Here is a 25,174-nt window from a genome sequence, read left to right as displayed (position 1 = left end):
CTGCCCCTTGCGTGATCAGCAGTCGGTCAGACGCAGGAAAATCGCCGCCAGCTGTTCAATGCCCGCCTGGTCCTGGAGCGTAAAGCGTGCAAGCGACGGGCTGTCGAGGTCAAGAACGCCAACCAGCTTGCCGTCCTTGACCAAAGGCACCACCAGCTCACTGTTCGATGCGCTGTCGCATGCAATGTGCCCGGGAAACGCATGCACATCCTCCACCCGCTGGGTTTGCCGCGTTACGGCCGCCGCCCCGCAGACCCCGCGACCGAAGGGAATGCGCACACAGGCGATCTGGCCCTGGAACGGTCCGAGCACCAGTTCTTCGTTGCGGTTGAGATAGAAGCCGGCCCAGTTCAAGTCGCCCAGCTGATTGAACAGAAACGCAGAAAACTGCGCACTGTTGGCGATGAAGTCGCGCTCATCGGCCAGCAGCGACTCCAGTTGCGCGCAGAGCATCGGATAGCCATCCAGGTCGGTGCCAGCGCTGTGTAGATTGATCATGGTTGAAGCTCCAACAATTTAAGGCCTACCCAGTAACGGGCAAATTGGTACGCGCAACGGCCGTTGCGGTTACCGCGTCCGGTCGCCCAGCGCACGGCGAGGATGTCGAGGGCTTCATCGCGCTGCCATTGCAAACCAGCCTTGCTCGCCAGCTCGCCGATCCAGTGCTCCACCACATCCAGGAAATGCTCCTGGGTAAACGGATAGAACGACAGCCACAGGCCAAAACGGTCGGACAAGGCAATTTTGTCTTCCACCGCTTCGCTGGGGTGCAACTCGCCATCCACGCGTTTCCAGTTGTCATTGTCGCTTTGGTTCTCCGGGACCAGGTGACGGCGGTTGGAAGTCGCGTACAGCAGTACGTTTTCCGGAGCCTGTTCGAGGGAGCCGTCCAGCACGCTTTTCAGCACGCGGTAATCGCCTTCGCCGGCCTCGAACGACAGGTCATCACAGAACAGGATAAAGCGCTGCGGCAACTTGATCAGTTGCTCGACCACACGCGGCAGATCAGCGAGATGATCACGCTCGATTTCGATCAGGCGCAGGCCCGCCTTGGCGTGCTGGGCCAGCAACGCGCGCACCATGGACGATTTACCCGTGCCGCGCGAACCCCACAGCAGTGCATGGTTGGCGGGCAGGCCATCGATAAATTGCTGGGTATTGCGCGCCAGTGTTTCACGTTGCTTGTCCACGCCAATCAGGTCGGACAGGCGCATGTCCAGGCTCACGTCCAGCGGCAACAGGAAACCACTGCGGCCTTCGCGCTGCCAGCGCGCCGCCAGGCACTGGTTCCAATCGATGGCCTGGCGCGGCGCGGGCAACAATGGCTCCAGGCGGGCGAGCACGGTTTCAGCCCGTTCAAGAAAGGCATTCAATCGAGAGTCCACGATTATTCCTCTGGCAAGTTCTTGCAAAAGATGGCGTATTGGCAACCCTGCGGCAGACCGCACGAGGCTGCGTAAAAAACGATTCATGCCGGGTAAGCCAGAGCTTGTGGATGTTCAGCTATGCTTGCCGGGCGAAGGGAAACGTGAAGTGGTTCAACACTCGATGGATATCAAGTTCGCCCACCGCTTGTCTTATAAACAAGCCAGATTGACTGTGCTGGTCGGTTTCGTCTTGGGAACCTTGCTCAGCCTGATCCAGATCGGTATTGATTATGCCAGCGAAGACGCATCCATCAACCGTGAAATTCGCTCGCTGATCGAAATCAGCCACAACCCCGCGTCACGCATCGCCTACAACATCGACGCCGAACTGGCCCAGGAACTGACCCTGGGCCTTTTGCACTCCCCCGCCATCGTTCACGCCCAGTTGATCGACAACAACGGCGTGGTGCTGGCCGATGTCGACCGACCGCGCAAAGAAAGCACCTACCGCCCTATCAGCGACTTCCTGTTCGGTGCCAACCGTCAGTTTGAGGACCGCCTGTTCCTCAGCCACATGCCCAACGAATCCCTTGGCGTGCTGCGCCTGGATGTGGATACCTACGCCTTTGGCAGCCGCTTTCTGCGCCGTGCCGAGATCACGCTACTCAACGGCTTCGCCCGCAGCCTGTTGCTGACCGGCATCCTGCTGGGCTTGTTCTACGTGATGTTGACCCAGCCTCTGGTGCGCATTATCCGCGAGCTGAGCAATCGCCGGCAGGCCCGCCTGGACTGCCCACCGGGCCACGAGCACGACGAAATCGGCGTGCTCGTGAACGTCGCCAACCAGCAGTTCGAAAACATGGAGACAGAGATCCAGCAACGCCGTCACGCTGAAGATCGGCTGACCGAATACCTGGGGCAACTGGAAGATATCGTCTCTGCCCGCACCCTGGAGCTCAAGGCCAGCAACCAGCGACTGAGCCAGTCCAACGACGAACTGGAAGCCGCAAAGATGCATGCACTGGGCATGGCCCAGGCGCGGGCGGCCTTCCTGGCCAACATGAGCCATGAGATTCGCACCCCGCTCAATGGCCTGCTGGGGATGATCGCGCTGTCGCTGGACAGCCCACTCAACGCCGAGCAACGCCAGCAACTGTCCATTGCCCATGACTCTGGCAAAGTGCTGGTGGAGCTGCTCAACGATATCCTCGACCTCTCCAAGTTCGACGCCGGCCAGTTGGAGCTGGAGCGCATCCCGTTCGATTTGGGCTCACTGGTGGAAGACACCGCCAACCTGTTGTCGCAGAACGCGGCGCCGAGCGTCGAACTGACCTGCCTGATCGACCCGCAGTTTCCCGCCCAGGTCTTGGGCGACCCGACCCGCGTGCGGCAAATCGTCAGTAACCTGCTGTCCAACGCCTTGAAATTCACCCGCTTCGGCCGTGTGGATGTTCGCCTCAGCGCGCAGGAGGGCCGGGTACGCATCGAGGTGTGTGATACCGGCATCGGCATTGCGCAGGAAGCTCAGGTGAAGATCTTCCAACCCTTCACCCAGGCCGGCGCCGGCATCACCCGCCAGTTTGGCGGCACGGGCCTGGGCCTGGCGTTGACGCACAACCTGTGTGAAGCGATGCAGGGCCGCTTGAGCATCAGCTCGGAGGTGGGCTTCGGCAGCCAGTTCTGCGCCGACCTGCCATTGCCGACCCATTTGCCTGCGGTGCAACCGACACCGCTCAAGGGGGAAGTCATCGCCATTACCAGTGCCGGCAGTGGCCTCACAGAGCTGCTCACCACCCTGCTGCCCCACTGGGGGCTGACACCGCACTGCTACACGCAAGACGATGACTTGAGCGGACAAGCCCCGGACCTGCTGATCACCGACTGCCCCGAATGCCTGTTCCGCCTGCGCCCCGCCATTAGCGCGCCGATCCTGCTGGTGACCGCCTATGGCAATTTCATGCCCAGCGAAGAAGTCGCGGCACTGGCGCCGTTGCAGCAACAGGCGCGCCCATTGAGCCGCAACGCGCTGTATCAGATCCTGCAACGCAACCTGCGCAGCGAAGCGCAACTGATCCTCGACCCGATCCAGATGGACGCCGCGCCGCTGATGCACCGGGCGCGCATCCTGCTGGTGGAGGACAACCCGGTCAACCAACTGGTGGCCAAGGGCATGCTCAGCAAACTGGGGTGTGAGGTGATCGTGGCCGCCCACGGTGGCGAAGCACTCAGGTTTCTTGAGGAACAACCCTTCGACATGGTGCTGATGGACTGCAATATGCCAGTGATGGATGGTTACGAGGCCAGCCGACAGATCCGTCGCAGCGGGCGCTGGCCGGACCTGCCGATTGTCGCACTGACCGCCAACGCCCTGTCGGAAGAACGCGAGCGTTGCCGGGCTGCAGGCATGAATGACTACCTGGCCAAGCCATTTCGCCGCGAGGAGCTCAGCGGCTTGCTGGATCTATGGGTGCCGAAGGCGACAAGTCTTTGATCTGCCGGAGCAACTGGTCCAGGCCATCGCGCAACGTGTCGGCCTGGTTCAGGTCGATGCCGCTGTCGCACAGCAGCCGGGTTTTCAGGCCATGGGCCTGGTCGCGCAATTGCACACCGCTTTCGCTCAGGCTCAGGTGCACTTCGCGCTCATCCCTGGCGCTGCGTTGACGCCTGACCCAGCCAAGCTGCTCAAGGCGCTTGAGCAGTGGCGTGAGCGTGCCAGAGTCGAGCATCAGGCGCTCGCCCAAGGCCTTGACCGTGGGTAGCGCCGGCGTTGCGGCGTGCCACTCCCATAGCACCAGCATCACCAGGTACTGCGGGTAGGTCAGGCCCAGTTGATCGAGCATCGGCTTGTAGGCTCGGGTCACCGCCCGGGAAGCTGCGTAGAGCTTGAAACACAGTTGATGGTCGAGCGCCAGGGAGACAGTCATTTGAGCAGGGCTTCGATCTCTTGGGTGAGGTCCTGGGGCTTGGTGGTCGGGGCAAAACGCTTGACCACCTGGCCGTCACGACCGATCAGGAACTTGGTGAAGTTCCACTTGATCCCCTTGGAACCCAGCAGACCCGGTGCCTGCTTTTTCAGCTGTACGAACAAAGGGTGGGCGTCGCTGCCATTCACGTCGATCTTTTTGAACAGCGGGAAGCTGACACCAAAATTCAGCTCGCAGAATTCGGAAATCGCGCCTTCGTTACCGGGCTCTTGCTTGCCGAACTGGTTGCAAGGAAAACCCAATACCACCAAACCCTGGTCCTTGTACTGCTGCCAGAGTTGCTCCAGGCCTTTGTACTGCGGGGTGAAGCCGCACTTGCTGGCGGTGTTGACCACGAGGATGGCCTTGCCGGCGAAATCGGCCAAGGTCTTTTGCTCACCCTTGATGGTGGTGCAAGGAATACTCAGCAGGTTGTTGCTCATGGCAGTGCCTCGGATAGCGGGGAAAGAAGGAAAAAGATAGTCGCCAATTAAATTGCGTGCAATTTAATTGGCGAAATTGATACCTCGCTATTACCCCTCCCTTGCAGGAGCCCGTCTTGCCGGGCTCCTGCAGGGTGCAGCGCGGTTCAATTCAACGCGGAACGAGGTCCAGGCACACCGAGTTGATGCAGTAACGCAAGCCGGTCGGCGGCGGGCCGTCCGGGAACACATGCCCCAGGTGCGCATCGCATTTGGCGCAGGTAACTTCGGTGCGGATCATGCCGTGGCTGACGTCGCGGATCTCGATCATCGCGCTCTCGGCAATCGGCTCGTAGAAGCTAGGCCAGCCACAGCCCGCATCGAACTTGGTGCTGGAATCGAACAGCGGTTCGTTGCAGCAAATGCAGTGGTACACGCCATCCGTGGTGGTGGCGTTGTACTTGCCGGAGAACGGGCGCTCAGTGCCCTTCAGTCGACAGACCTGATATTGCGCGGGGTCGAGCATCTCCCGCCATTCCTCCAGCGTTTTATCCAACTTTTCCATCGGTACACCTCGGCAACTGAAAAAGCCTGATCTGTGTCTTTTCCATGGATCAGGCGGCACGTATGATTGCGCCTCTTCAAAACGCCAGTCTGGCACCCGCGCTACCGGCATTCAAACGTATTTATGGGTGCGGCCTTCGCAGGATTCACAGTACGGTAGTGCCCACACCGTCTGGATCGTTCATTTTCAGGATCACATCGCCATGCAGGTCAGCAAATCGAACAAGCTCGCCAACGTCTGCTACGACATTCGCGGCCCAGTGCTCAAGCACGCCAAACGCCTGGAAGAGGAAGGCCATCGCATCCTCAAGCTGAACATTGGCAACCCGGCGCCCTTTGGTTTCGAAGCGCCGGACGAAATCCTCCAGGACGTGATCCGCAACCTGCCCACCGCCCAGGGCTACAGCGACTCCAAAGGCCTGTTCAGTGCGCGCAAGGCCGTGATGCAGTACTACCAGCAGAAGCAGGTCGAAGGTGTCGGCATCGAAGACATCTACCTGGGCAATGGCGTGTCCGAGCTGATCGTGATGTCCATGCAGGCCCTGCTCAACAATGGCGACGAAGTACTGGTACCGGCGCCGGACTACCCATTGTGGACCGCCGCCGTGACCCTGGCCGGTGGCCACCCGGTGCACTACCTGTGTGACGAAGGCGCCGACTGGTTCCCGGACCTGGCCGACATCAAGGCCAAGATCACCCCGAACACCAAGGCCCTGGTGATCATCAACCCGAACAACCCGACCGGCGCCGTGTATTCCAAGGAAGTGCTGCTGGGCATGCTCGAACTGGCACGCCAGCACAACCTGGTGGTGTTCTCCGACGAGATCTACGACAAGATCCTCTACGATGACGCCGTACACGTGTGCACCGCCTCCCTGGCGCCAGACCTGCTGTGCCTGACCTTCAACGGCCTGTCCAAGTCTTACCGCGTGGCGGGTTTCCGTTCCGGCTGGATCGCCATCTCTGGTCCCAAGCACAACGCCCAGAGTTATATCGAAGGCATCGACATGCTGGCCAACATGCGCCTGTGTGCCAACGTGCCGAGCCAGCACGCCATCCAGACCGCCCTGGGCGGCTACCAGAGCATCAATGATCTGGTATTGCCCCAAGGCCGCCTGCTGGAGCAGCGCAACCGTACTTGGGAACTGCTCAATGCAATCCCGGGCGTCAGTTGCGTGAAACCCATGGGGGCGTTGTACGCGTTCCCGCGGATCGACCCAAAGGTATGCCCGATCCTCAACGACGAAAAGTTCGTGCTCGACCTGTTGCTGTCGGAAAAACTGCTGGTGGTGCAAGGCACCGCGTTCAACTGGCCGTGGCCGGATCACTTCCGTGTGGTGACGTTGCCGCGCGTGGATGACCTGGACATGGCCATCGGTCGTATCGGCAACTTCCTCAAGTCCTATCGCCAGTAAGAGAAACGGCGCCGTACGACCGACAATCGGTCGTACGGCGAGTATCTGGCAACACTTCTCTTCCTCTCCCCTGCCCTGCCACTTCACCGACGCCGCAAAAACCACTCGCCCCCTAAATCAAAGGGCTTCAAGGCAACGATGAACCAATCGAACGATCTTTTCCCCGTCGGAAATTCCCTTCAAGCCTCTACATTCCGGCTGTAGGACACAGTTTGAAATAGTCGCTCGGTTGAATCACCCTATGCGGCACCTTATATACCCCGCAGTACGCGACATATTAAGCATGAGGAGAACTCTACAACCATGATGCGCATCCTGCTGTTCTTGGCCACTAACCTTGCGGTCGTGCTGATTGCCAGCATCACCTTGAGCCTTTTCGGCTTCAACGGGTTCATGGCGGCCAACGGGGTTGACCTGAACCTCAATCAGCTGCTGGTTTTCTGTGCGGTCTTTGGTTTCGCCGGCTCGCTGTTCTCGCTGTTCATCTCCAAGTGGATGGCGAAGATGAGCACCAGCACCCAGGTCATCACCCAGCCACGTACCCGGCATGAGCAATGGTTGCTGCAGACCGTCGAGGAGTTGTCCCGCGAGGCCGGCATCAAGATGCCTGAAGTCGGGATCTTCCCGGCCTATGAAGCCAACGCCTTTGCCACCGGCTGGAACAAGAACGACGCACTCGTTGCAGTCAGCCAGGGCATGCTGGAACGCTTCTCCTACGACGAAGTGAAAGCCGTGCTGGCCCACGAAATCGGCCACGTAGCCAATGGCGACATGGTCACCCTGGCGCTGGTCCAGGGTGTGGTGAACACCTTCGTGATGTTCTTCGCGCGGATCATCGGCAACTTTGTCGACAAGGTGATCTTCAAGAACGAAGGCGGCCGCGGCATTGCCTACTTCGTGGCGACCATCTTTGCCGAGCTGGTGCTGGGTTTCCTGGCCAGCGCAATCACCATGTGGTTTTCGCGCAAACGGGAGTTCCGTGCAGACGAAGCCGGTGCACGCCTGGCCGGTACAGGGGCAATGATCGCAGCGCTGCAACACCTGCGTTCCGAACAAGGCCTGCCGGTGCATATGCCGGACAGCCTGACCGCCTTCGGCATCAACGGCGGTATCAAGCAAGGCATGGCTCGCCTGTTCATGAGCCACCCGCCGCTGGAAGAGCGGATCGACGCGTTGCGTCGTCGGGGCTGACAGGCAACACAAAAAAGGGCGATCTGATCGCCCTTTTTTGCAGGTCTGAAGGCCTCATCGGGGGCAAGCCCCCTCCCACACTTAAAGGTTTTCACAGATCAAAATGTGGGAGGGGGCTTGCCCCCGATAGCGATGGAAAATTCAGCGCCTGGTCAACTGATACACCCGTTCATCCAGCCGCGTGACGCCGTCCTGCACGAACTTCCAGCTCTCGCCCAGGATGTCTTGTTCTTCCAGCACCTCCAAGGCCCAGTGCGCACCCAGCAACACCTTCACCTCGTCATCCGTTACTGCAAACGGTGGTCCGGCTTTTTGCGTCTGGTCGTAATCGAGGGTGATCAACAGCCCCTCGCAACCTGGACGCAACAGACTGTTCAGATGCTCGGCATACCGCACACGCATCAGCGGCGGCAAGGCGATGAGGGCGGCGCGGTCATAAAGCGCAGCGCAATCGGCCAGCGCCTCAGCATCAAGGGTGAAGAAGTCGCCACACCACACCTCGATCAAGCCCGCCTGATACACCGCAAAGGTGCCCCGTTGCGTGATACGGGGCACAAGGTCCTGTTCGTCGAAAAACGCCTCGACCGCCTGCTCCGACAGCTCCACACCCAATACTCGCAGCCCCTGGCTGGCCAGCCACATCAAGTCCAGGCTTTTGCCACACAAGGGCACCAACACCTGCGCGCCCTCGGCCAGGCCCAGTTGCGGCCAATGTCGTTGTAGATACGGATTGACCTTGGGTAGGTGAAAGCCGATCTGGTTGCTTGCCCAGCGGTCCTGCCAAAATTTAGGCTCCATAGATCACCCCGAAAATTCGATCAAAAGGCACTAAAACTTATATTAGATTTAGATCAATGATCTGATTGAAGATGGGCCCATGTTAACGCTCAGGACCCTCCTTATGTTGCCCAGCCTGTTTATCTCCCACGGGTCGCCCATGCTCGCCCTGCAACCCGGCGCCAGCGGCCCGGCGCTGCAACAGCTAGCGGCCGAGCTGCCCCGACCGAAGGCCATCGTGGTGGTGTCGGCGCACTGGGAAAGCCCTGAACTTCTGGTCAGCGGCAGCGCCGCGCCGGAAACCTGGCATGACTTCGGCGGCTTTCCCCGCGAGCTGTTTGCCGTGCAATACCCGGCCCCGGGCGACCCGCAGTTGGCCGGCAAGATTGTCGAGCTGCTGCACGCCGATGGCCTGAATGCGCGCATCGATGACCGTCGCCCCTTTGACCATGGCACCTGGGTCCCGCTGTCGCTGATGTACCCGGCGGCGGATATCCCGGTGGTGCAGGTGTCTTTGCCGAGCCGCATGGGCCCAGCCCTGCAGACCCGCGTCGGGCATGCTCTTGCGGGCCTGCGTGAGCAAGGCGTGTTGTTGATCGGCTCCGGCAGCATCACCCACAACCTGGGCGAGTTGGATTGGCATGCAGGCCCGGAGAGCATCGAGCCATGGGCGCGGAATTTCCGGGACTGGGTGGTGGACAAGCTGGCAGCCAACGATGAAACCGCGCTGCACGACTATCGCCGCCAGGCACCGAATGCCGTGCGTAGCCACCCCAGTGATGAACACTTGCTGCCCCTGTACTTTGCCCGTGGCGCCGGTGGCGAATTCAGCGTGGCGCACCAGGGATTCACCATGGGCGCGCTGGGGATGGACATCTACCGCTTCGGCTAAAGTAAATTTCAGGCAAAAAAAATCCCCGAACCAGTCGGGGATTTTTTATGTGCGATCAATCAGCCCAAGGGCGGATCAATCTTCGCGGTAGCGACGCAGTTTGAGCTGCTTACCGGCAACGCGAGTGTCTTTGAGCTTGGTCAGCAGTTTTTCCAGACCGTCTTCCGGCAGTTCCACCAGGGAGAAGCTGTCACGGACCTGGATGCGACCGATGGCTTCACGTGCCAGACCACCCTCATTGAGGATAGCGCCCAGCAGGTTCTTGGCAGCGATGCCATCACGCGCGCCCAGCGCGGTACGGCAACGCGCACGGCCTTCAGCCAATGGAACCGGAGCGCGACGCTCACGATCACCACGGTCTGGACGGTCGCCGGAACGCTCCGGACGATCACCGCGCGGTGCGCTGTTCGGCACCAGTGGACGTTCTTTCTCGATGGCCGCCAGGGTCAGGGCTTGACCGTTGGTTGCCTTGCGCAGCAGGGCTGCAGCCAGGGCACGCGGGGTGCAACCGATGTCGGCGGTCAGGCGGTCCAGCAGGTCGCCGTGGGTCGATTCAGCGTCAGCCACCAGTGGTGCCAGGCTGTTGGTCAGTTTCTTGATGCGGGCATCGAGGACTGCCTGGGCATCCGGCAGGCGCACTTCAGCGACTTTCTGACCGGTCACACGCTCGATCACTTGCAGCATGCGGCGCTCACGCGGCGTCACCAGCAGCAGTGCACGACCTTCGCGACCGGCACGGCCAGTACGGCCGATACGGTGCACGTAGGACTCCGGGTCGTACGGCATGTCAACGTTGAACACGTGGGTGATACGTGGAACGTCGAGGCCACGGGCAGCAACGTCGGTCGCTACAACGATGTCCAGGCGGCCATCCTTGAGGGAGTCGATCACGCGCTCACGCTGGTTCTGGGCGATGTCACCGTTCAGCGCAGCGGCTTTGTAGCCTTTGGCTTCCAGTGCACTGGCCAAGTCCAGGGTCGCTTGCTTGGTGCGCACGAACATGATCAGGGCGTCGAAGTCTTCGACTTCCAGCAGGCTCAATACAGCCGAGGTCTTCTGGTCAGCGTGAACCAACAGGTGAGCCTGTTCGATCGCGGTAACGGTCTGGGTCTTGGTCTGGATCTTCACGTGTTGCGGATCGCGCAGGTGGCGTTCGGCAATGGCACGGATCGACTGTGGCAGGGTGGCCGAGAACAGTACGGTCTGACGGGTTGGTGGCAGTGCCTTGAAGATGACTTCCAGGTCATCCATGAAGCCCAGCTTCAACATTTCGTCAGCTTCGTCCAGAACCAGGTGGTTCACGGTCGACAGGACTTTCTCGTCACGACGCAGGTGGTCGCACAGGCGGCCCGGGGTGGCGACAACGATCTGTGCGCCATTGCGGATTGCCTTGAGTTGCGGGCCCATAGGCGCGCCGCCGTAAACGGCCACAACGGTTACGCCTGGCATTTGCTTGGCGTAGGTTTCAAAAGCGGTTGCTACTTGCAGCGCCAACTCACGAGTTGGCGCCAGGATCAGGGCTTGCGGTTCGCGCTTGGCAGGATCGATGCAGTGCAGGATAGGCAGGGCGAACGCGGCGGTTTTACCGGTACCGGTTTGCGCCTGGCCAATCATGTCCTGGCCGGCCATGATGATCGGGATCGATTGCTGCTGAATCGCCGAAGGCTCTTCGTAGCCGGTCGCTGCGACGGCTGCAAGAATATTCGGGTTGAGATTAAAAGCGGCGAAGCCGCCGGTTTCCTGGGTCATGGGTCTGCCTCTAAGTGCATCCGCAAAGACCCATGCTCCAAAGCTGCGCATGCCGTGTTGAGACTCAAGAGTCGCCCTGGCTGCTTTGTCGGCGGGGATTTGCGAAAACGAATGAATGAAAAAGATTCGTCAAGGGAGAGTCCGCTGTGCGGACGTGCAGCCGAAGCTGACTTCGGGGAATTGCGCTACCTAAACGCGGCCCGGTTAAAGGCCGGCGCGCACTATACCGGAAATAGCTGAAAAAGGGAGCTTTTTTTATCGCCATGTACCGATAAACCGCGCTGTGTCACAGTCTTTGCAGATAACGCCGGCAGGGTCTATTTTCCAGAGGCCCGGCCCTGCTGGTCATAACGCTTAAACGGTTCACCTGAGCGTTGCGGCCCTTTGGTCCGAAACCTTTCCCCGCGCCCGAGGGCACACCCGATGAATCAAGCCAGCAGCAGCCGCGTCAGCCGTGAACTCCAGGGTCATGTCTTGCTTTTGGGTCTGGACCGGGTGGCCAAACGCAACGCGTTCGACCTCGACCTGCTCAATGAGCTGAGCCTGGCGTATGGCGAATTTGATCGAAATGATGACGCTCGGGTGGCCGTGGTGTTTGCCCATGGCGACCACTTTACCGCCGGGCTGGACCTGGCCAATGTCAGCGGCGTAATGGCCGGTGGCTGGCAGCCGCCTCTGGGCGGTTGTGATCCGTGGGGCGTATTTGCCGGCCCGCGCGTGAGCAAACCGGTGATCGTCGCAGCCCAGGGCTACTGTCTGACCATCGGTATCGAATTGATGCTGGCCGCCGATATCAACTTGTGCGCGAGCAACACGCGCTTTGCGCAGATGGAAGTGCAGCGTGGGATCTTTCCGTTCGGCGGCGCGACACTGCGCCTTCATCAGATCGCCGGCTGGGGCAACGCGATGCGCTGGCTGCTCACCGGCGACGAATTCGATGCCCATGAAGCCCTGCGCCTGGGCCTGGTGCAGGAAGTGATGGCCAGCGAGGACTTGCTGCCCCGCGCCGTCGAACTGGCCAACCGCATTGCGCGCCAGGCACCGCTGGGCGTGCAGGCCACGTTGATGTCGGCACGGCTGGCGCGCATGGAAGGCGAAGCCGTGGCGGCTGAGGCGTTGCCGCCGATGGTGGACAAATTGCTCAACAGTGAGGATGCCAAGGAAGGGGTGCTGGCGATGGTGGAGAAGCGGCCAGGGGTGTTCAAAGGTATTTAGTCGTCGTCAGTGATGGCCTCTTCGCGGGCAAGCCCGCTCCCACAGGGGAATACATTTCAACAGGGGAATGCAGTCCAAATGTGGGAGCGGGCTTGCCCGCGAAAGGGCCAGTTCAGGCAATCAAGTAGCCGGCCGGATCGCCTTGATCAACGCCTGCAACGAATACCCCAGGCGTGGCACCAATGCCTCGGCACGCGCCGTCAACGCTTGCATATCCAGCTCCTGATCCAACTCCGAAGGCACCAGCAAGATCACGTTGCCCTCCTTCACCGGCAGCTCCCAGTAATGCCGGTGATACAACCCGCGCAACAATGCCGCGCCCAACGGCTTGCCGTCATCGGTGGCCCATTGGTTGATCACCAGCCAGCCGCCGGGATTGAGTTTCTTCTGGCAGTTTTCCAGGAAGGTCCAGGCCAGGTGCCCGACGCCGGGACCGACGTCCGTATAGAGGTCCACGAAGATCAAGTCTGCCGATTCGGCGGTTTCCAGCAATTGGAGGGCATCACCAATGCGGATATACAACCGCGGGTCGTCATCCAGCCCCAGGTATTCGATGGCCAGGCGCGGCACGTCGGGGCGCAACTCGATGGCTTCCACATCTTCCAGCGGCAGGAACCTGAGGCACGCCTGCGTCAACGTCCCGGCACCCAGGCCAAGGAACAGCGCGCTCTCAGGCTGTTCATGACACAACGCACCGATCAGCATCGCACGGGTGTAGTCATACTCCAGCCAGCTCGGGTCAGCGGTGAACACGCAGCTCTGCTCGATGGCATCGCCAAACTCGAGAAAACGGTAATCGGCCACTTCGAGCACACGGATCATGCCGAATTCATCATGGACTTCGGCGAGCAGGCGCTCGACACGCTCCTCGGTCATCACAACTCCTAACGGGTTTGCTGCACGGCAAAGGCGCGATTGTCGGCCAACCGGCGGCAACAGGTCACGCACTAATTGCTGATAACATTGGCGCCCCACCGTCAATCAGCCAATCGAGTTCATGATGAGCCAACCCTGGAGCCCCGACAGCTGGCGCGCCCTGCCGATCCAGCAACAACCCCGGTACCCGGACGCTGCACACTTGCTGCAAGTGGAGCAGAACCTGGCCAGCTACCCGCCACTGGTGTTTGCCGGAGAAGCTCGCGAACTGCGCCGCCAGTTTGCCGAGGTGACCCAGGGCCGTGCGTTCCTGCTGCAAGGCGGCGATTGCGCCGAGAGTTTTGCCGAGTTCTCCGCCGCGAAAATCCGCGACACGTTCAAAGTGCTGCTGCAAATGGCTATCGTGATGACCTTCGCCGCCGGCTGCCCGGTGGTCAAGGTCGGGCGCATGGCGGGCCAGTTCGCCAAGCCGCGTTCGGCCAATGATGAAACCATCGACGGTGTCACCCTGCCCGCCTACCGTGGCGACATCGTCAATGGCATCGGTTTCGACGAGAAAAGCCGCGTGCCGGACCCGGACCGCCTGCTGCAGTCCTACCACCAGTCCACCGCTACCCTGAACCTGCTGCGCGCCTTTGCCCAGGGCGGTTTTGCCGACCTGCACCAGGTGCACAAGTGGAACCTGGACTTTATCGCCAACTCTGCGCTGGCCGAAAAATACAGCCAACTGGCCGACCGTATCGACGAAACCCTGGCCTTCATGCGCGCCTGCGGCATGGACAGCTCGCCGCAACTGCGCGAGACCAGCTTCTTCACCGCCCACGAAGCGCTGCTGCTCAACTACGAACAAGCCTTCGTACGCCGTGACAGCCTGACCAACGACTACTACGACTGCTCGGCCCATATGCTGTGGATCGGCGATCGCACTCGCCAACTGGACGGCGCTCACGTCGAGTTCCTGCGCGGGGTGAACAACCCGATCGGGGTCAAGGTCGGGCCGAGCATGAACCCGGATGACCTGATCCGCCTGATCGATATCCTCAACCCGGACAACGACCCCGGCCGCCTCAACCTGATCGCGCGCATGGGCGCGGGCAAGGTCGGCGATCACCTGCCCCACCTGATTCGTGCCGTGCAGCGCGAGGGCAAGCAGGTGCTGTGGAGCTCGGACCCGATGCATGGCAACACCATCAAGGCCAGCAGCGGCTACAAAACCCGCGACTTTGCGCAGATCCTCGGCGAGGTGAAGGAGTTTTTCCAGGTGCACCAGGCCGAAGGCAGCTATGCCGGCGGGATTCACATCGAGATGACCGGGCAGAACGTCACCGAGTGCATCGGCGGCGCACGGCCGATCACCGAGGATGGCTTGTCGGACCGCTATCACACCCACTGCGACCCACGGATGAATGCCGATCAGTCGCTGGAACTGGCGTTTCTGATTGCCGAGACCTTGAAGCAAGTCAAACGCTGAGTTTTCAGTTGCCTTCAGGGCCTCATCGGGGGCGAGCCCCCCTCCCACACTTGAATGTATTCACAGATCAAAATGTGGGAGGGGGCTCGCCCCCGATGAGACCCTGAAGACCAACCCCCATGCTGATCATCGCCACCCGCAGCCGCTCGGCACTCGGCCTTTGGCAATTGAGTTGCACCTGCTCCAGCCCCAGCCAGTCGGCCATTTGCCGCAGGTTTTGCGCCAGCGCCAACATCCCTTGCTCATCCAGCCCCGGCTCTTCTTCGTGCACCGCATGCACCGCCAGGCGCCCATTGGCGCGTTCGGCGCGCAGGTCGACGCGCGCGGCGATCCGCTCGTTGTGCAGGAACGGCAGCACGTAGTAACCGTACACCCGCTTGTCCTGCGGGGTGTAGATCTCCAGCCGGTAACGGAAGTCGAACAGCCGCTCGGTGCGACTGCGCTCCCAGACCAGCGAATCAAACGGTGACAACAAGGCGCTGGCCGGCACTTTGCGCGGCACTTTGGGATCGGGCAGGCAGTACGCCGCCTGTTTCCAGCCTTGTACCTGGCACGTCACCAGTTGACCGTCCTCCACCAGTTCAGCGAGGCGATGGCGGCTGTCGGCCGGGTCGAGACGGAAGTAATCGCGCAGGTCTTTTTCAGTACCGACACCCAACGCGGTGGCGCTGTGCAGCAACAAACCACGCTGGGCCTCGGCTTCGGTCACAGTGGTTTGAAGGATATCGCCGGGAATGACCCGCTCCGGCAAATCATAGAGCCGCTCAAACCCGCGCCGACCGGCGACTGTGACCAAACCAGCAGCAAACAGCCATTCCAACGCGTGCTTTTCGTCGCTCCAGTCCCACCATGGGCCGGCGCGTTCCTCGCGGGTCGACAAGCTGCCGGCACCCAGCGCGCCCTGCTGCTCAACAGTGTGCAGTACACGTTGAATCGTGGCCTGTTGCTCACGCCCAAAACGCGCCATCTGCGAATAAATGCCCTGCCCTTGCCTGGCCCGCTCCATGCGCCAGCGCATCAACGGGAACAATGCCATCGGCAGGAGCGACGCCTCATGCCCCCAGTATTCGAACAGAGAACGCCGCCGCCCCTGGCTCCAGGCAGCCTGTTCGAGCAACAACGGGGAATAGTGACCCAGACGGGAAAACAGCGGCAGGTAATGGGAGCGCACCACCGCATTGACCGAATCGATCTGCAGCACGCCCAGGCGCTCGATCATACGGTTGAGGTGCGCAGCCTTGATCAGTGCAGGCGCCTGGCGCCCGGAAAAACCCTGGGCCGCCAGCGCCATGCGTCGAGCTTGCTTGAGTGAAAACGACTGGTCGGCGGGCATGGGTTTCTCCGTGGGGGCTCGCCGACTACCCTACTGCATCCGCGATCATTTTCGCAGCGGATCTTGCCAGAAATGCAGGTGGAGCTCCTGCTCCACGTCGCCGCGATTGAGGCCGATGTCCTTGAGCGCATCATCGCTCAAGGTCGCCAGCATCTGGCGCTCCTCATGCAGCGTCTGCCAACGGACAATCTTGTGAAGCAGCCCGGTAAACGGACGTTTCGCCAGTAATACAAAACCTCTTTGACCTTTCATCTTCTCGCCCTCCAGTGGGGATGGCGCAAGTGTGTGCGTGGGCTTAAGATCAATCCAACGAATGTTTCTTATGCAATACATCTCGGAGATTGATCAATTGTCCGGCTACCCAAGCATCGACACTGAGGTGCTGCGCACCTTCGTCGCCATCGCCGACCAGGGCGGCTTTACCCGCGCCGGCGAGCTGGTCAACCGCACTCAATCGGCGGTGAGCATGCAGATGAAGCGCCTGGAAGAGGACGTATTGCAGCGCAAGCTGTTCGAGCGCGATGGCCGGCAGGTGCGGCTGACGCCTGAGGGCCAGGTATTGCTGGGCTATGCGCGGCGTATCCTGAAACTGCACAGCGAGGTGTTCAACACCCTGCGCGAGCCGCACATGGTCGGGTTGGTGCGCATCGGCACGCCGGACGACTACGTGATGCGGTTCCTGCCGGGCATTCTCAAGCAGTTCTCCAAGGCGTACCCGCTGATCCAGATCGAGATGCACTGCGAGGCGTCGACGGTATTGATGCAGCGTCGGGATTTGGCACTGACCGTTGTCAGTCGTGAGCCGGGCAATGAGATCGGTGAACTGTTGCGCACGGAGCGCATGGTGTGGGCAGCGGCGCCGTGCTTCTGCGCCGACGAGCACGACGCCCTGCCGCTGGCGATGTCCGGCGCCGATTGCCTTTATACCCAGTGGGCACGCTCGGCACTGGACGCGGCCGGGCGCGATTATCGCCTGGCCTACCACAGCTCCAACGTGTCGGCGATCCAGGCGGTTGTCAATGCAGGCCTGGCGGTGATGGTCAGCATGGAGAGCCTGGTGACCGAAGACCTGCGCGTACTCGGCCGCGACGAGGGTTTCCCGCCGCTGCCGTCAATGAATCTGCATTTGCTGCGTAACCCGCAGATGAATTCGCCCATCACCGACTGCCTGGCGGAATACATCCTCGAAGGTTTCAGACTTTAAAGGTCAACATCACTGCGCACACCACCAGGAAGCCGCAGAACAGACCGCGCAGCACACGTTCCGGCAGTGCATGGGCCACCTTCACGCCCCAACTGATGCTGAGCAAACCGCCCACGGCCAACGGCACACCGATCATCCAGTCCACTTCCTGATGCCAGGCGTAAGTGACCAATGTCACCCCCGTGCTCGGCAAGGCCAAGGCCAGGGACAACCCTTGGGCAACCACCTGGCTCGTGCCGAACACACTGGTCAGCACCGGCGTAGCGACCACTGCGCCGCCGACGCCAAACAAACCGCCCATGGACCCGGAAGCGGCACCGAGCACTCCAAGCCACGGCCAGGAATAGCGCATCTGCGCCGTAGGCGGTGCGTTGCGGGTGAACATGCGCAGCAGGTTGTAGGCAGACAGTGCCAGCAAAAAAGCGATAAAACCGATGCGCATTGCACCCGCGTCCAGCCCCACCGCCCAGATCGAACCCAGCCAGGCAAACGTGAACCCCATGACGCCGAGCGGCAGCGCATGGCGCAACTCGATACGGTTGCGCTGGTGATAGCGCCACAGCGCCAGCATCACGTTGGGCACCACCATCACCAAGGCGGTGCCTTGGGCCAATTGCTGGTCCAGGCCGAACAACACGCCCAGCACCGGGATGGCAATCAACCCACCGCCAATGCCAAACAGGCCGCCCACCGTGCCGAGGGCCGCACCCAAGATCAGGTACATCACTAAATCCAACACCGCTTGTTACTCCGCAATCCCAGGCCTTGCATGCTACGCAGTCGGCTCTGGCGCGGAAACGCACAGCAACGCACAATGGCTGTGCCAATCTCGCATAAGCGACTTTACGATGAACCCCAATCCTCTGACCGATCAACTGAGCCTGTTTCTCGATGTACTGGAGACCGGCAGTTTCTCCGCCGCCGCACGCCGCCATCCGCTGACGCCGTCGGCGGTAGCACGGCGGATCGACAGCCTGGAAAGCTCGGTGGGCAGCCGCTTGTTCCAGCGCAGCACCCATGCCGTGGTGCCGACCCCGGCCGGCCTGGCCTTCGCCGAGCGGGCACGGCGGATCGTCAGCGAGCTGCAACTGGCGCGTGCCGAAGCGGTGTCCCTCAGCCACGCGCCGGAAGGCCTGATCCGGGTAGATGCGCCGGCAGCGTTTGGGCGACGGCATCTGGCGCCGGTGATTGCGGACTTTCTGAATGTCTACCCGGGGCTGGATGTGCACCTGCATTTGATCGACAGCTTTGTGGATATGCAGGGCGCACACCTGGGCAAAGTGGACCTGGTGCTGCGCGCCGGGCATCTCGTCGACACGCGGTTGATCGCCACGCCCTTGGCGAGCATCGTGCGCATCGCGTGCGCCAGCCCGGCCTACCTGAAAAGCCGCGGCACGCCGATCCACCCTCGGGAACTGAGCGAACACGACGGGTTGGACTGGGATGGCCTGGCGCCCACGTTCGCCTGGCGCTTCGAGCTGGATGGGCGCCGCGCTACCTATCGCCCGCAACGCATCCGCATGAGTGCCAATAACGCTGAAGCCTTGTTGTCTGGTGCTTTGGCAGGACTGGGTATCGCTCACCTGCCCACGTGGCTGGCCAGCGAATACCTGGTGCGCGGCGAACTGCTGCCCTTGTTCTGCGAAGACGGCCTGCCCAGCCCCGAGACCACCGGGATCTACGCGCTGCGCCTGGAACAGCAACCCAATGCCCGCAGCCGATTGCTGCTGGAGTATCTGAAATCCCGGTTCAGCCCGGTGCCGCCTTGGGATCTGGCGCTGCAGAGTGGCCTGGTCTAACCATTCGGTCAGAATTATCTGGCGCATTAAAGATTTGCCCGCTAGATTCCAGCCCAGACATGCTTTTTCGAGGTACCGCCATGAGCAAGAACCCTGATCCGTGCGAATCCCTGATGCTGGACAACCAGCTGTGCTTCGCCTTGCACTCCACCTCGCTGCTGATGACCAAGGTCTACAAGCCATTGCTGCAAGCACTTGGCCTGACCTACCCGCAGTACCTGGCCATGATGGTGTTGTGGGAAGAGGATGGTTTGACCGTCGGCGAAATCAGCAGTCGCCTGCTGACCGATCCGGGCTCGCTTACCCCACTGCTCAAGCGCCTGGAAGCCGAAGGTGTGCTCAGCCGTACCCGCAGCCGCGAGGATGAACGCGTCGTGGTTGTAGAACTGACCGAGGCCGGGCGGGCACTGCAGGACAAGGCCCTGGGGATACCGCAGTGCATCCTGGGCGCCAGCGGCCTGGAATTGGACCAACTACGCAAGCTACAAGCTGATTTGATTGCACTGCGCAGCAACTTGCAGAACGCAATTTAGAACGCCCCTCCCACATCGGTTTTGGCTACACGAAAATATTTTATAAATTTATCTTGCGCACTAAACATTAGCGCTATACATTTGCCTCACCAACTACTTAGCGCGCAAACATTTAGCGCTAACGACCAAGAGGAAAACACCATGCAAACGCTCTACACCGCAGTAGCTACCGCCACCGGCGGCCGTGATGGTCGTGCTGTTTCCAGCGACAACATCCTCGACGTCAAACTCTCCACCCCCAAAGAACTGGGCGGTGCCGGCGGCCAGGCCACCAACCCTGAACAACTGTTCGCTGCCGGCTACTCGGCCTGCTTCATCGGTGCCCTGAAATTCGTCGCCAGCCAGACCAAACGCAAAATCCCGGATGACGCCTCGATCACCGCCCACGTTGGCATCGGCCAGATCCCCGGCGGTTTCGGCCTGGACATCGACCTGCACATCAACCTGCCCGGCCTGGCCCAGGACGACGCGCAAAGCCTGGTCGACGCCGCCCACCAAGTCTGCCCGTACTCCAACGCCACCCGTGGCAACGTCGATGTACGCCTGCACGTGATCGTCTAAATGAAACCGGCCGCCCCTGGAGAACGAAATGAACACAATTGGTAAAGCGCTCACCGGCACCCTGCTCGCCTTGTCCATCACCCACGCCTTTGCGGCGACCGGTGAAGTCGAGCACAACACCCAGGCCTTCCTGGATGTGTTGAACGCAGGCAACGGCAAACCGATGGAACAACTGACGCCCAAGGACGCCCGTGCCGTACTGACCGGCGCCCAGGCCGGTGTGAAGCTGACCTTGCCCAAGGCGGATGTGAGCCAGAAGACCATCCAGGTCGACGGCAAGCCGCTGGACCTGACCATCGTGCGGCCAGCCGGGGTCAAGGGCACATTGCCTGTGTTCATGTTCTTCCACGGTGGCGGCTGGGTGCTGGGGGATTACCCGACCCATGAGCGCCTGGTGCGGGATCTGGTGGTGGGTTCGGGGGCGGTGGCGGTATTCGTCAACTACACGCCTTCACCGGAAGCGCATTACCCGGTGGCGATCAACCAGGCCTACGGCGCCACAAAATGGGTGGCCGAGCACGGTAAAGAGATCAATGTCGATGGCAAGCGCCTGGCGGTCGCGGGCAACAGCGTCGGCGGCAACATGGCGGCAGTGGTCAGCCTGATGGCCAAGGATAAGGGCACGCCAGCGATCAAGTTCCAATTGTTGCTATGGCCGGTGACCGACGCCAATTTCGACACCGCGTCCTACAACCAGTACGCCGAAGGGCACTTCCTGACCCGCAACATGATGAAGTGGTTCTGGGACAACTACACCACCGACGCCAACCAGCGCGCCGAGGTCTATGCCTCGCCGCTGCGGGCCACCACCGACCAGCTCAAAGGCTTGCCGCCTGCGCTGATCCAGACCGCCAGCGCCGATGTGCTGCGGGATGAGGGTGAAGCCTACGCCCGCAAGCTGGACGCAGCCGGTGTACCGGTGACTGCCGTGCGCTACAACGGCATGATTCACGACTACGGTCTGCTCAACGTGGTCAGCCAAGTCCCGGCAGTCCGCTCCGCATTGCTCCAGGCCTCGGATGAGCTGAAGCAACACTTGAAGTAAAAAGCAGCGCCCACGAAAAAGCCCGACTCAAGGTCGGGCTTTTTTTCGTATCGGCGGGGCCAGAATTACTTCTTGGCGCGACCTTTGTACGAACCGCCTTCGCGGGTATCGATCTCGATCAGGTCGTCGATTTCGATGAAATCGGCCACTTGCAGTTCGGTACCATTGCTCAGCTTGGCAGGCTTCATCACCTTGCCCGACGTGTCGCCGCGAGCGGAACCTTCGGTGTAGGCCACTTTACGCACGATGGTGGTCGGCAGCTCTACGGAAACCAGGCGCTCTTCGAAGAAAATAGCTTCGCAGACGTCTTCCATACCTTCTTCGATGAACGGCAGAACAGCTTCGATATCTTCAGCGTTCAGCTCGTACATGGTGTAGTCGGTGGTGTCCATGAACGTGTAGGTGTCGCCGCTGATGAAGGACAGGGTCGCTTCTTTGCGGTCGAGGATTACGTCGTCCAGTTTGTCATCGGCGCTGTAGACGATCTCGGTCTTGTAACCGGTCAGCAGGTTCTTCAGCTTGGTCTTCATGATGGCGCTGTTACGACCAGACTTGGTGAACTCAGCTTTCTGAACCAGCCAAGGGTCGTTTTCGAGACGGATCACTGTACCGGGTTTCAGTTCTTTACCAGTTTTCATTGCATATATCCGAAATTTGGATGGGATTTACAAAATTCAAGGTGGCGTATCATATCCAACTTTCATGAAAGTTCACCAGCGCCGTCGCAAGATCGGCCCGCAAGCCCTGTTCCAGACACCACGTTTCGGCGTGCTGGCTGACCTCCGGCCAATGTTCCAGCAGCATTTTCCACGGCTGGGCCATATCGCCCTCCGTGTTCCAGGCTTGCCAGAGCCCGATCAGCGCCGCCCTTGCCGAGGGTGATAAGCCTGCGGTGTACAGCTCCAGGAAGGCATCGAGTTTGTCGAGGTGAATATCTTCGTCCTGTCGATAGATATGCCACAGCAGCGGTCGCCCGGCCCACTGGGCGCGCACGAACGAGTCTTCACCGCGTACGGCATTGAAGTCACAGCACCACAGCAGGCGGTCGTATTGCTCCTGGCGCACGAACGCAATCACCTGCACCGTCAGCGATCCCCGCTGCTGGATATCCCCCGCCACCAGCCGCTCCAAGCCCAACCAACGCTGCACATCGCCAAGAATGCGCCCCTCCGGCACCAATAGATGAGTGGCACGCCCGTCCGTCGATAACACGTCCAGCCAACTTGCGAGCCCGGCATTCTCATAGGCAAACAGTGAGATCAGCCGCGCACCGGCTGTGGGAAACACACCCAAGGTTTGCAGGAAGTCTTGTTGCACGTTCACATCCTGCTGAAAAGCCCGACGCTGTTCCAGCAACCCGGCCTCACGCAAAAGGCCGCCGGTGCCAGGCCGGAATCCGGGGAAGAAGAAGTACTTCTGCACGCCCTTGAACTTCACCGATGGCAGCCGGTGGCAACCGACGACCCATTCCTCGGCGCTGAGATAATCCAGGTTCATCCACACCGGCGTGCGTTCGCGCTCGGCCATGGCCTCCATATACTCAGGTGGCAACTGGCAGGCAAACGCGGCGATTACGACATCCGCTGCAGGCGCGCCCACCCACTCCGTCGGCCAATGACGCACTTCGACACCTTCCTGCCATTGCTGGTCGAGTTGCACATCAATCTCAGGGCACATGCGCTCGAATGCGCGCAGGTCGTCGACCCACAAGCGCACATCACAGGCATGTTCCGCCACCAATTGCCGGGCCAGGCGCCAGGTCACGCCGATGTCGCCGAAGTTGTCGACGACGCTGCAAAAAATATCCCAGCGGGCTTTCATTCCGGGCTCCAACGCTCAAAGGTTCGATTGTCCGCATAAATGCGCGGATGCAGAAGGCTTGATCGCGATTATTCTGCACTGTGGCTGTGCGACAATCGCAGCCACGCCATCAATGCCTGCCAGGAGGGCACCATGTCTGATCGTCCGTTGTCGCTGTTCAAGCTCAGTGCCGCTATTGCGTCTGGCGTATGGCTGGGGTTTATCGCCATCGTGCTGACCACCTGGCTGGCGTCGCGCTACCTGTTTCCCCAGAGCCTGGCGCCAGTGGCCCAGGCCGTACAGCAATTGGGCAAACCTGCTGTGGCGGAGCCTGAACCGCCGAATCGCATGTTCGAGCAATATCAGCAGAACCTGCAGAAGCAGGAACAGCAACAGAGCCTGGAGCAGGCGCGCAACAACGCGCGCAACCTGTCCAACCCCAAATGCCAGTTCTGGCTGCAACAGGACCAGAACGCCCCCAACGAAAAGACCCGGGCCAATGTCCTGCAATTCTGCGATTGATGACCATGAATAAACACGCCGTCCACCTGCTGATCCTGGAAAAGCTCGGCGTCGACCTCGACATCGCACAGCGCGCTGCGCAGACCGCCTACGAAACCGCGACCCACGAAGAAAACATCGCTGAAAACAAATACGACACCCTGGGGCTGGAGGCGTCCTATCTGGCGGCCGGGCAAGCCAAGCGCGTCGAGGAGATCAGGCAGGCGTTGGCGCTGTGCCAGAACATGCCATTACGTGCCTTCGATGATCAGCGCGGCATAGAAGTCGGCGCCCTGCTGGGCCTGGAAGACGAGAACGGTCGCCAGCAATGGCTGTTCCTGGCACCGGATGCGGCCGGTTTAAAGGTGGACGTGGTTGGACAACCGGTGACCGTCATCACCCCGCGCTCACCACTGGGCAAAAGCCTGCTGGGCAAGTTCGAAGGCGATGAGGTGGAGATTCTGGTGGCAGGCGCCCGGCAACATTTTACGGTTACCGAGGCCAAATAAACCGCTGGCTTAATGGACGGGCAATTCAACGCCGTCGAACAGCTCTTCCAGCTCCTGCTTGTTGTGGCACTGGATCGCCTTGGCCATGACTTCGCGGGTCAGGTGCGGCGCAAACTTCTCGATGAAATCGCACATGAAGCCACGCAGGAAGGTGCCACGACGGAAGCCGATCTTGGTCACGCTGGACTCGAACAGCTCGCTGGCATCGAGCACCACCAGGTCTTTGTCGAGGGCCGTGTCGACCGCCATCTTGGCGACGATACCCACGCCCAGGCCCAGGCGTACATAAGTCTTGATCACGTCGGCGTCGGCGGCAGTGAACACCACTTTCGGCGTGAGGCCACGATGGCTGAAGGCTTCGTCGAGCTTGGAACGGCCGGTGAAACCGAACACGTAGGTCACGATCGGGTATTCGGCCAGGGCTTCCAGGGTCAGCTTCGGCAGCTTGGCCAGTGGGTGACCTTGCGGCACGACCACGCAACGGTTCCAGCGGTAGCACGGCATCATCACCAGGTCGCCGAACAGCTCCAGGGCCTCGGTGGCAATGGCGAAATCGACGGTGCCGTCAGCGGCCATCTCGGCGATCTGCATCGGCGAACCCTGGTGCATGTGCAGGGCCACATCCGGGTACTGCTTGATGAAATCACGGATCACCGGCGGCAACGCGTAACGCGCCTGGGTGTGGGTGGTGGCGATGGACAGGGTGCCTTTCTTCTCGTTGGAGAATTCCTGGGCGATCTGCTTGATGCTTTCGACTTTGCGCAGGATCTCGCCGGCGGTGGTGATGATGCGCTCACCGGCGGGGGTGACACGGGTGAGGTGCTTGCCACTGCGCGCGAACACTTCGACGCCCAACTCGTCTTCGAGCAGGCGGATCTGCTTGCTGATACCGGGTTGCGAGGTGTAGAGGCTTTGAGCGGTAGCGGAAACGTTGAGGTCGTGGTGCGCCACTTCCCAGATGTAGCGCAGTTGTTGAAGCTTCATATG

The 25,174-nt window shown here is 60.8% G+C and carries 27 protein-coding genes; 13 read left to right on the top strand and 14 right to left on the bottom strand.

The annotated features are described in order from the left end of the window. Positions 1 to 15 precede the first annotated feature (15 nt). Together BM110_RS25970 and BM110_RS25965 are read right to left on the bottom strand one after the other, a co-directional pair. The gene (locus BM110_RS25970) at positions 16 to 498 is read right to left on the bottom strand and encodes a GAF domain-containing protein (RefSeq protein WP_092247726.1); all 483 of its coding nucleotides are present in this window, start codon (positions 496 to 498) and stop codon (positions 16 to 18) included. Beyond that, positions 495 to 1,385 (bottom strand): ATP-binding protein, encoded by an 891-nt coding sequence (locus tag BM110_RS25965; RefSeq protein WP_071488507.1) that lies wholly within the window; start codon positions 1,383 to 1,385, stop codon positions 495 to 497. Before BM110_RS25965 ends, BM110_RS25970 begins: the two co-directional genes overlap by 4 nt. 163 nt (positions 1,386 to 1,548) lie before the next feature. Between BM110_RS25965 and BM110_RS25960 the strand changes: the two genes are divergently transcribed. Continuing rightward, positions 1,549 to 3,858: a hybrid sensor histidine kinase/response regulator gene (locus BM110_RS25960; RefSeq protein ID WP_071488508.1), complete on the top strand. Its 2,310-nt coding sequence runs from the start codon at positions 1,549 to 1,551 to the stop codon at positions 3,856 to 3,858. Here the strand turns inward: BM110_RS25960 and BM110_RS25955 are convergent. The 3 genes from BM110_RS25955 to msrB all read right to left on the bottom strand — a co-directional run bounded on the left by BM110_RS25955 (position 3,812) and on the right by msrB (position 5,317). Further along, complete coding sequence (locus BM110_RS25955) at positions 3,812 to 4,291, bottom strand: MarR family winged helix-turn-helix transcriptional regulator (RefSeq protein WP_092247723.1); 480 nt, start codon at positions 4,289 to 4,291, stop codon at positions 3,812 to 3,814. The genes BM110_RS25960 and BM110_RS25955 overlap by 47 nt on opposite strands. Continuing rightward, a complete protein-coding gene (locus BM110_RS25950) occupies positions 4,288 to 4,773 on the bottom strand; it encodes a glutathione peroxidase (protein WP_058427952.1) in 486 nt (161 codons plus the stop codon). Before BM110_RS25950 ends, BM110_RS25955 begins: the two co-directional genes overlap by 4 nt. 151 nt (positions 4,774 to 4,924) lie before the next feature. Further along, positions 4,925 to 5,317 carry a peptide-methionine (R)-S-oxide reductase MsrB gene (gene msrB / locus BM110_RS25945; protein WP_071488511.1) on the bottom strand — a complete coding sequence of 131 codons (393 nt, stop codon included), beginning with the start codon at positions 5,315 to 5,317 and terminating at the stop codon, positions 4,925 to 4,927. Between the two features lie 202 nt (positions 5,318 to 5,519). Between msrB and BM110_RS25940 the strand changes: the two genes are divergently transcribed. Together BM110_RS25940 and htpX are read left to right on the top strand one after the other, a co-directional pair. Further along, positions 5,520 to 6,731, top strand: a complete 1,212-nt coding sequence (locus tag BM110_RS25940; protein WP_016978462.1) for a pyridoxal phosphate-dependent aminotransferase — start codon at positions 5,520 to 5,522, stop codon at positions 6,729 to 6,731. A gap of 303 nt (positions 6,732 to 7,034) precedes the next feature. Then, complete coding sequence (gene htpX, locus BM110_RS25935) at positions 7,035 to 7,922, top strand: protease HtpX (RefSeq protein WP_058427954.1); 888 nt, start codon at positions 7,035 to 7,037, stop codon at positions 7,920 to 7,922. 141 nt (positions 7,923 to 8,063) lie between these two features. Here htpX and BM110_RS25930 read toward each other — a convergent pair whose 3' ends face one another. Beyond that, entirely contained in the window at positions 8,064 to 8,720 is a 657-nt protein-coding gene (locus tag BM110_RS25930) for a thiopurine S-methyltransferase (protein WP_093123289.1), read from the bottom strand. A 103-nt stretch (positions 8,721 to 8,823) separates the two neighbouring features. Between BM110_RS25930 and BM110_RS25925 the strand changes: the two genes are divergently transcribed. After that, complete coding sequence (locus BM110_RS25925) at positions 8,824 to 9,591, top strand: DODA-type extradiol aromatic ring-opening family dioxygenase (protein WP_092247717.1); 768 nt, start codon at positions 8,824 to 8,826, stop codon at positions 9,589 to 9,591. 75 nt (positions 9,592 to 9,666) lie between these two features. Here BM110_RS25925 and BM110_RS25920 read toward each other — a convergent pair whose 3' ends face one another. Then, positions 9,667 to 11,340 (bottom strand): DEAD/DEAH box helicase, encoded by a 1,674-nt coding sequence (locus tag BM110_RS25920; protein WP_058427958.1) that lies wholly within the window; start codon positions 11,338 to 11,340, stop codon positions 9,667 to 9,669. Between the two features lie 423 nt (positions 11,341 to 11,763). Between BM110_RS25920 and BM110_RS25915 the strand changes: the two genes are divergently transcribed. After that, entirely contained in the window at positions 11,764 to 12,555 is a 792-nt protein-coding gene (locus BM110_RS25915) for a crotonase/enoyl-CoA hydratase family protein (protein WP_071488514.1), read from the top strand. 120 nt (positions 12,556 to 12,675) lie between these two features. Here BM110_RS25915 and BM110_RS25910 read toward each other — a convergent pair whose 3' ends face one another. Next, complete coding sequence (locus BM110_RS25910) at positions 12,676 to 13,431, bottom strand: spermidine synthase (RefSeq protein WP_092247711.1); 756 nt, start codon at positions 13,429 to 13,431, stop codon at positions 12,676 to 12,678. 124 nt (positions 13,432 to 13,555) lie between these two features. On the opposite strand from BM110_RS25910, the gene BM110_RS25905 reads away from it, so the two are divergent. Then, complete coding sequence (locus BM110_RS25905; RefSeq protein ID WP_071488516.1) at positions 13,556 to 14,902, top strand: class II 3-deoxy-7-phosphoheptulonate synthase; 1,347 nt, start codon at positions 13,556 to 13,558, stop codon at positions 14,900 to 14,902. 67 nt (positions 14,903 to 14,969) lie between these two features. On the opposite strand, the gene BM110_RS25900 is transcribed toward BM110_RS25905, so the two are convergent. Both BM110_RS25900 and BM110_RS25895 read right to left on the bottom strand, forming a co-directional pair. Continuing rightward, complete coding sequence (locus BM110_RS25900; RefSeq protein WP_093514410.1) at positions 14,970 to 16,235, bottom strand: winged helix-turn-helix domain-containing protein; 1,266 nt, start codon at positions 16,233 to 16,235, stop codon at positions 14,970 to 14,972. Between the two features lie 45 nt (positions 16,236 to 16,280). Beyond that, positions 16,281 to 16,487 carry a DUF1127 domain-containing protein gene (locus BM110_RS25895; RefSeq protein ID WP_256572969.1) on the bottom strand — a complete coding sequence of 69 codons (207 nt, stop codon included), beginning with the start codon at positions 16,485 to 16,487 and terminating at the stop codon, positions 16,281 to 16,283. A gap of 70 nt (positions 16,488 to 16,557) precedes the next feature. Between BM110_RS25895 and BM110_RS25890 the strand changes: the two genes are divergently transcribed. Next, positions 16,558 to 17,439 carry a LysR substrate-binding domain-containing protein gene (locus tag BM110_RS25890; protein WP_071488519.1) on the top strand — a complete coding sequence of 294 codons (882 nt, stop codon included), beginning with the start codon at positions 16,558 to 16,560 and terminating at the stop codon, positions 17,437 to 17,439. Here BM110_RS25890 and BM110_RS25885 read toward each other — a convergent pair. Next, the gene (locus BM110_RS25885; protein WP_071488520.1) at positions 17,429 to 18,178 is read right to left on the bottom strand and encodes a sulfite exporter TauE/SafE family protein; all 750 of its coding nucleotides are present in this window, start codon (positions 18,176 to 18,178) and stop codon (positions 17,429 to 17,431) included. The genes BM110_RS25890 and BM110_RS25885 overlap by 11 nt on opposite strands. Before the next feature lie 109 nt (positions 18,179 to 18,287). On the opposite strand from BM110_RS25885, the gene BM110_RS25880 reads away from it, so the two are divergent. The 4 genes from BM110_RS25880 (at position 18,288) to BM110_RS25865 (ending at position 21,377) form a co-directional block, all read left to right on the top strand. After that, entirely contained in the window at positions 18,288 to 19,238 is a 951-nt protein-coding gene (locus BM110_RS25880) for a LysR family transcriptional regulator (RefSeq protein ID WP_071488521.1), read from the top strand. Positions 19,239 to 19,318: 80 nt separating this feature from the next. Next, on the top strand, positions 19,319 to 19,771 hold the full coding sequence (locus BM110_RS25875) for a MarR family winged helix-turn-helix transcriptional regulator (RefSeq protein WP_071488522.1): 453 nt from the start codon (positions 19,319 to 19,321) through the stop codon (positions 19,769 to 19,771). A 141-nt stretch (positions 19,772 to 19,912) separates the two neighbouring features. Further along, complete coding sequence (locus BM110_RS25870; RefSeq protein WP_092247702.1) at positions 19,913 to 20,332, top strand: organic hydroperoxide resistance protein; 420 nt, start codon at positions 19,913 to 19,915, stop codon at positions 20,330 to 20,332. Between the two features lie 28 nt (positions 20,333 to 20,360). Then, positions 20,361 to 21,377 (top strand): alpha/beta hydrolase, encoded by a 1,017-nt coding sequence (locus BM110_RS25865; protein ID WP_092247699.1) that lies wholly within the window; start codon positions 20,361 to 20,363, stop codon positions 21,375 to 21,377. 65 nt (positions 21,378 to 21,442) lie between these two features. On the opposite strand, the gene BM110_RS25860 is transcribed toward BM110_RS25865, so the two are convergent. Together BM110_RS25860 and earP are read right to left on the bottom strand one after the other, a co-directional pair. Continuing rightward, entirely contained in the window at positions 21,443 to 22,015 is a 573-nt protein-coding gene (locus BM110_RS25860) for an elongation factor P (RefSeq protein ID WP_003172723.1), read from the bottom strand. A 49-nt stretch (positions 22,016 to 22,064) separates the two neighbouring features. Continuing rightward, complete coding sequence (gene earP / locus BM110_RS25855) at positions 22,065 to 23,198, bottom strand: elongation factor P maturation arginine rhamnosyltransferase EarP (RefSeq protein WP_093514409.1); 1,134 nt, start codon at positions 23,196 to 23,198, stop codon at positions 22,065 to 22,067. Positions 23,199 to 23,330: 132 nt separating this feature from the next. On the opposite strand from earP, the gene BM110_RS25850 reads away from it, so the two are divergent. Next, positions 23,331 to 23,699, top strand: a complete 369-nt coding sequence (locus tag BM110_RS25850) for a hypothetical protein (RefSeq protein ID WP_092247693.1) — start codon at positions 23,331 to 23,333, stop codon at positions 23,697 to 23,699. A 5-nt stretch (positions 23,700 to 23,704) separates the two neighbouring features. After that, positions 23,705 to 24,187: a GreA/GreB family elongation factor gene (locus tag BM110_RS25845; RefSeq protein WP_093123384.1), complete on the top strand. Its 483-nt coding sequence runs from the start codon at positions 23,705 to 23,707 to the stop codon at positions 24,185 to 24,187. Positions 24,188 to 24,196: 9 nt separating this feature from the next. On the opposite strand, the gene cysB is transcribed toward BM110_RS25845, so the two are convergent. Beyond that, on the bottom strand, positions 24,197 to 25,171 hold the full coding sequence (gene cysB / locus BM110_RS25840; RefSeq protein ID WP_012722988.1) for an HTH-type transcriptional regulator CysB: 975 nt from the start codon (positions 25,169 to 25,171) through the stop codon (positions 24,197 to 24,199). Between the last annotated feature and the right edge of the window lie 3 nt (positions 25,172 to 25,174).

Origin of the sequence: Pseudomonas sp. NFPP28 (assembly GCF_900115535.1) — a bacterium.
GTDB lineage: Bacteria > Pseudomonadota > Gammaproteobacteria > Pseudomonadales > Pseudomonadaceae > Aquipseudomonas > Aquipseudomonas extremorientalis.
This window is presented reverse-complemented; position numbering and strand designations above follow the sequence as displayed.

Coding starts and splice junctions, on each gene's coding strand:
- BM110_RS25970 (WP_092247726.1), bottom strand. CDS start 498: ATGATCAATCTACACAGCGCTGGCACCGACCTGGATGGCTATCCGATG.
- BM110_RS25960 (WP_071488508.1), top strand. CDS start 1,549: ATGGATATCAAGTTCGCCCACCGCTTGTCTTATAAACAAGCCAGATTG.
- BM110_RS25955 (WP_092247723.1), bottom strand. CDS start 4,291: ATGACTGTCTCCCTGGCGCTCGACCATCAACTGTGTTTCAAGCTCTAC.
- BM110_RS25950 (WP_058427952.1), bottom strand. CDS start 4,773: ATGAGCAACAACCTGCTGAGTATTCCTTGCACCACCATCAAGGGTGAG.
- msrB (WP_071488511.1), bottom strand. CDS start 5,317: ATGGAAAAGTTGGATAAAACGCTGGAGGAATGGCGGGAGATGCTCGAC.
- BM110_RS25940 (WP_016978462.1), top strand. CDS start 5,520: ATGCAGGTCAGCAAATCGAACAAGCTCGCCAACGTCTGCTACGACATT.
- htpX (WP_058427954.1), top strand. CDS start 7,035: ATGATGCGCATCCTGCTGTTCTTGGCCACTAACCTTGCGGTCGTGCTG.
- BM110_RS25930 (WP_093123289.1), bottom strand. CDS start 8,720: ATGGAGCCTAAATTTTGGCAGGACCGCTGGGCAAGCAACCAGATCGGC.
- BM110_RS25925 (WP_092247717.1), top strand. CDS start 8,824: ATGTTGCCCAGCCTGTTTATCTCCCACGGGTCGCCCATGCTCGCCCTG.
- BM110_RS25920 (WP_058427958.1), bottom strand. CDS start 11,340: ATGACCCAGGAAACCGGCGGCTTCGCCGCTTTTAATCTCAACCCGAAT.
- BM110_RS25915 (WP_071488514.1), top strand. CDS start 11,764: ATGAATCAAGCCAGCAGCAGCCGCGTCAGCCGTGAACTCCAGGGTCAT.
- BM110_RS25910 (WP_092247711.1), bottom strand. CDS start 13,431: ATGACCGAGGAGCGTGTCGAGCGCCTGCTCGCCGAAGTCCATGATGAA.
- BM110_RS25905 (WP_071488516.1), top strand. CDS start 13,556: ATGAGCCAACCCTGGAGCCCCGACAGCTGGCGCGCCCTGCCGATCCAG.
- BM110_RS25900 (WP_093514410.1), bottom strand. CDS start 16,235: ATGCCCGCCGACCAGTCGTTTTCACTCAAGCAAGCTCGACGCATGGCG.
- BM110_RS25895 (WP_256572969.1), bottom strand. CDS start 16,487: ATGAAAGGTCAAAGAGGTTTTGTATTACTGGCGAAACGTCCGTTTACC.
- BM110_RS25890 (WP_071488519.1), top strand. CDS start 16,558: ATGCAATACATCTCGGAGATTGATCAATTGTCCGGCTACCCAAGCATC.
- BM110_RS25880 (WP_071488521.1), top strand. CDS start 18,288: ATGAACCCCAATCCTCTGACCGATCAACTGAGCCTGTTTCTCGATGTA.
- BM110_RS25875 (WP_071488522.1), top strand. CDS start 19,319: ATGAGCAAGAACCCTGATCCGTGCGAATCCCTGATGCTGGACAACCAG.
- BM110_RS25870 (WP_092247702.1), top strand. CDS start 19,913: ATGCAAACGCTCTACACCGCAGTAGCTACCGCCACCGGCGGCCGTGAT.
- BM110_RS25865 (WP_092247699.1), top strand. CDS start 20,361: ATGAACACAATTGGTAAAGCGCTCACCGGCACCCTGCTCGCCTTGTCC.
- BM110_RS25860 (WP_003172723.1), bottom strand. CDS start 22,015: ATGAAAACTGGTAAAGAACTGAAACCCGGTACAGTGATCCGTCTCGAA.
- earP (WP_093514409.1), bottom strand. CDS start 23,198: ATGAAAGCCCGCTGGGATATTTTTTGCAGCGTCGTCGACAACTTCGGC.
- BM110_RS25850 (WP_092247693.1), top strand. CDS start 23,331: ATGTCTGATCGTCCGTTGTCGCTGTTCAAGCTCAGTGCCGCTATTGCG.
- BM110_RS25845 (WP_093123384.1), top strand. CDS start 23,705: ATGAATAAACACGCCGTCCACCTGCTGATCCTGGAAAAGCTCGGCGTC.
- cysB (WP_012722988.1), bottom strand. CDS start 25,171: ATGAAGCTTCAACAACTGCGCTACATCTGGGAAGTGGCGCACCACGAC.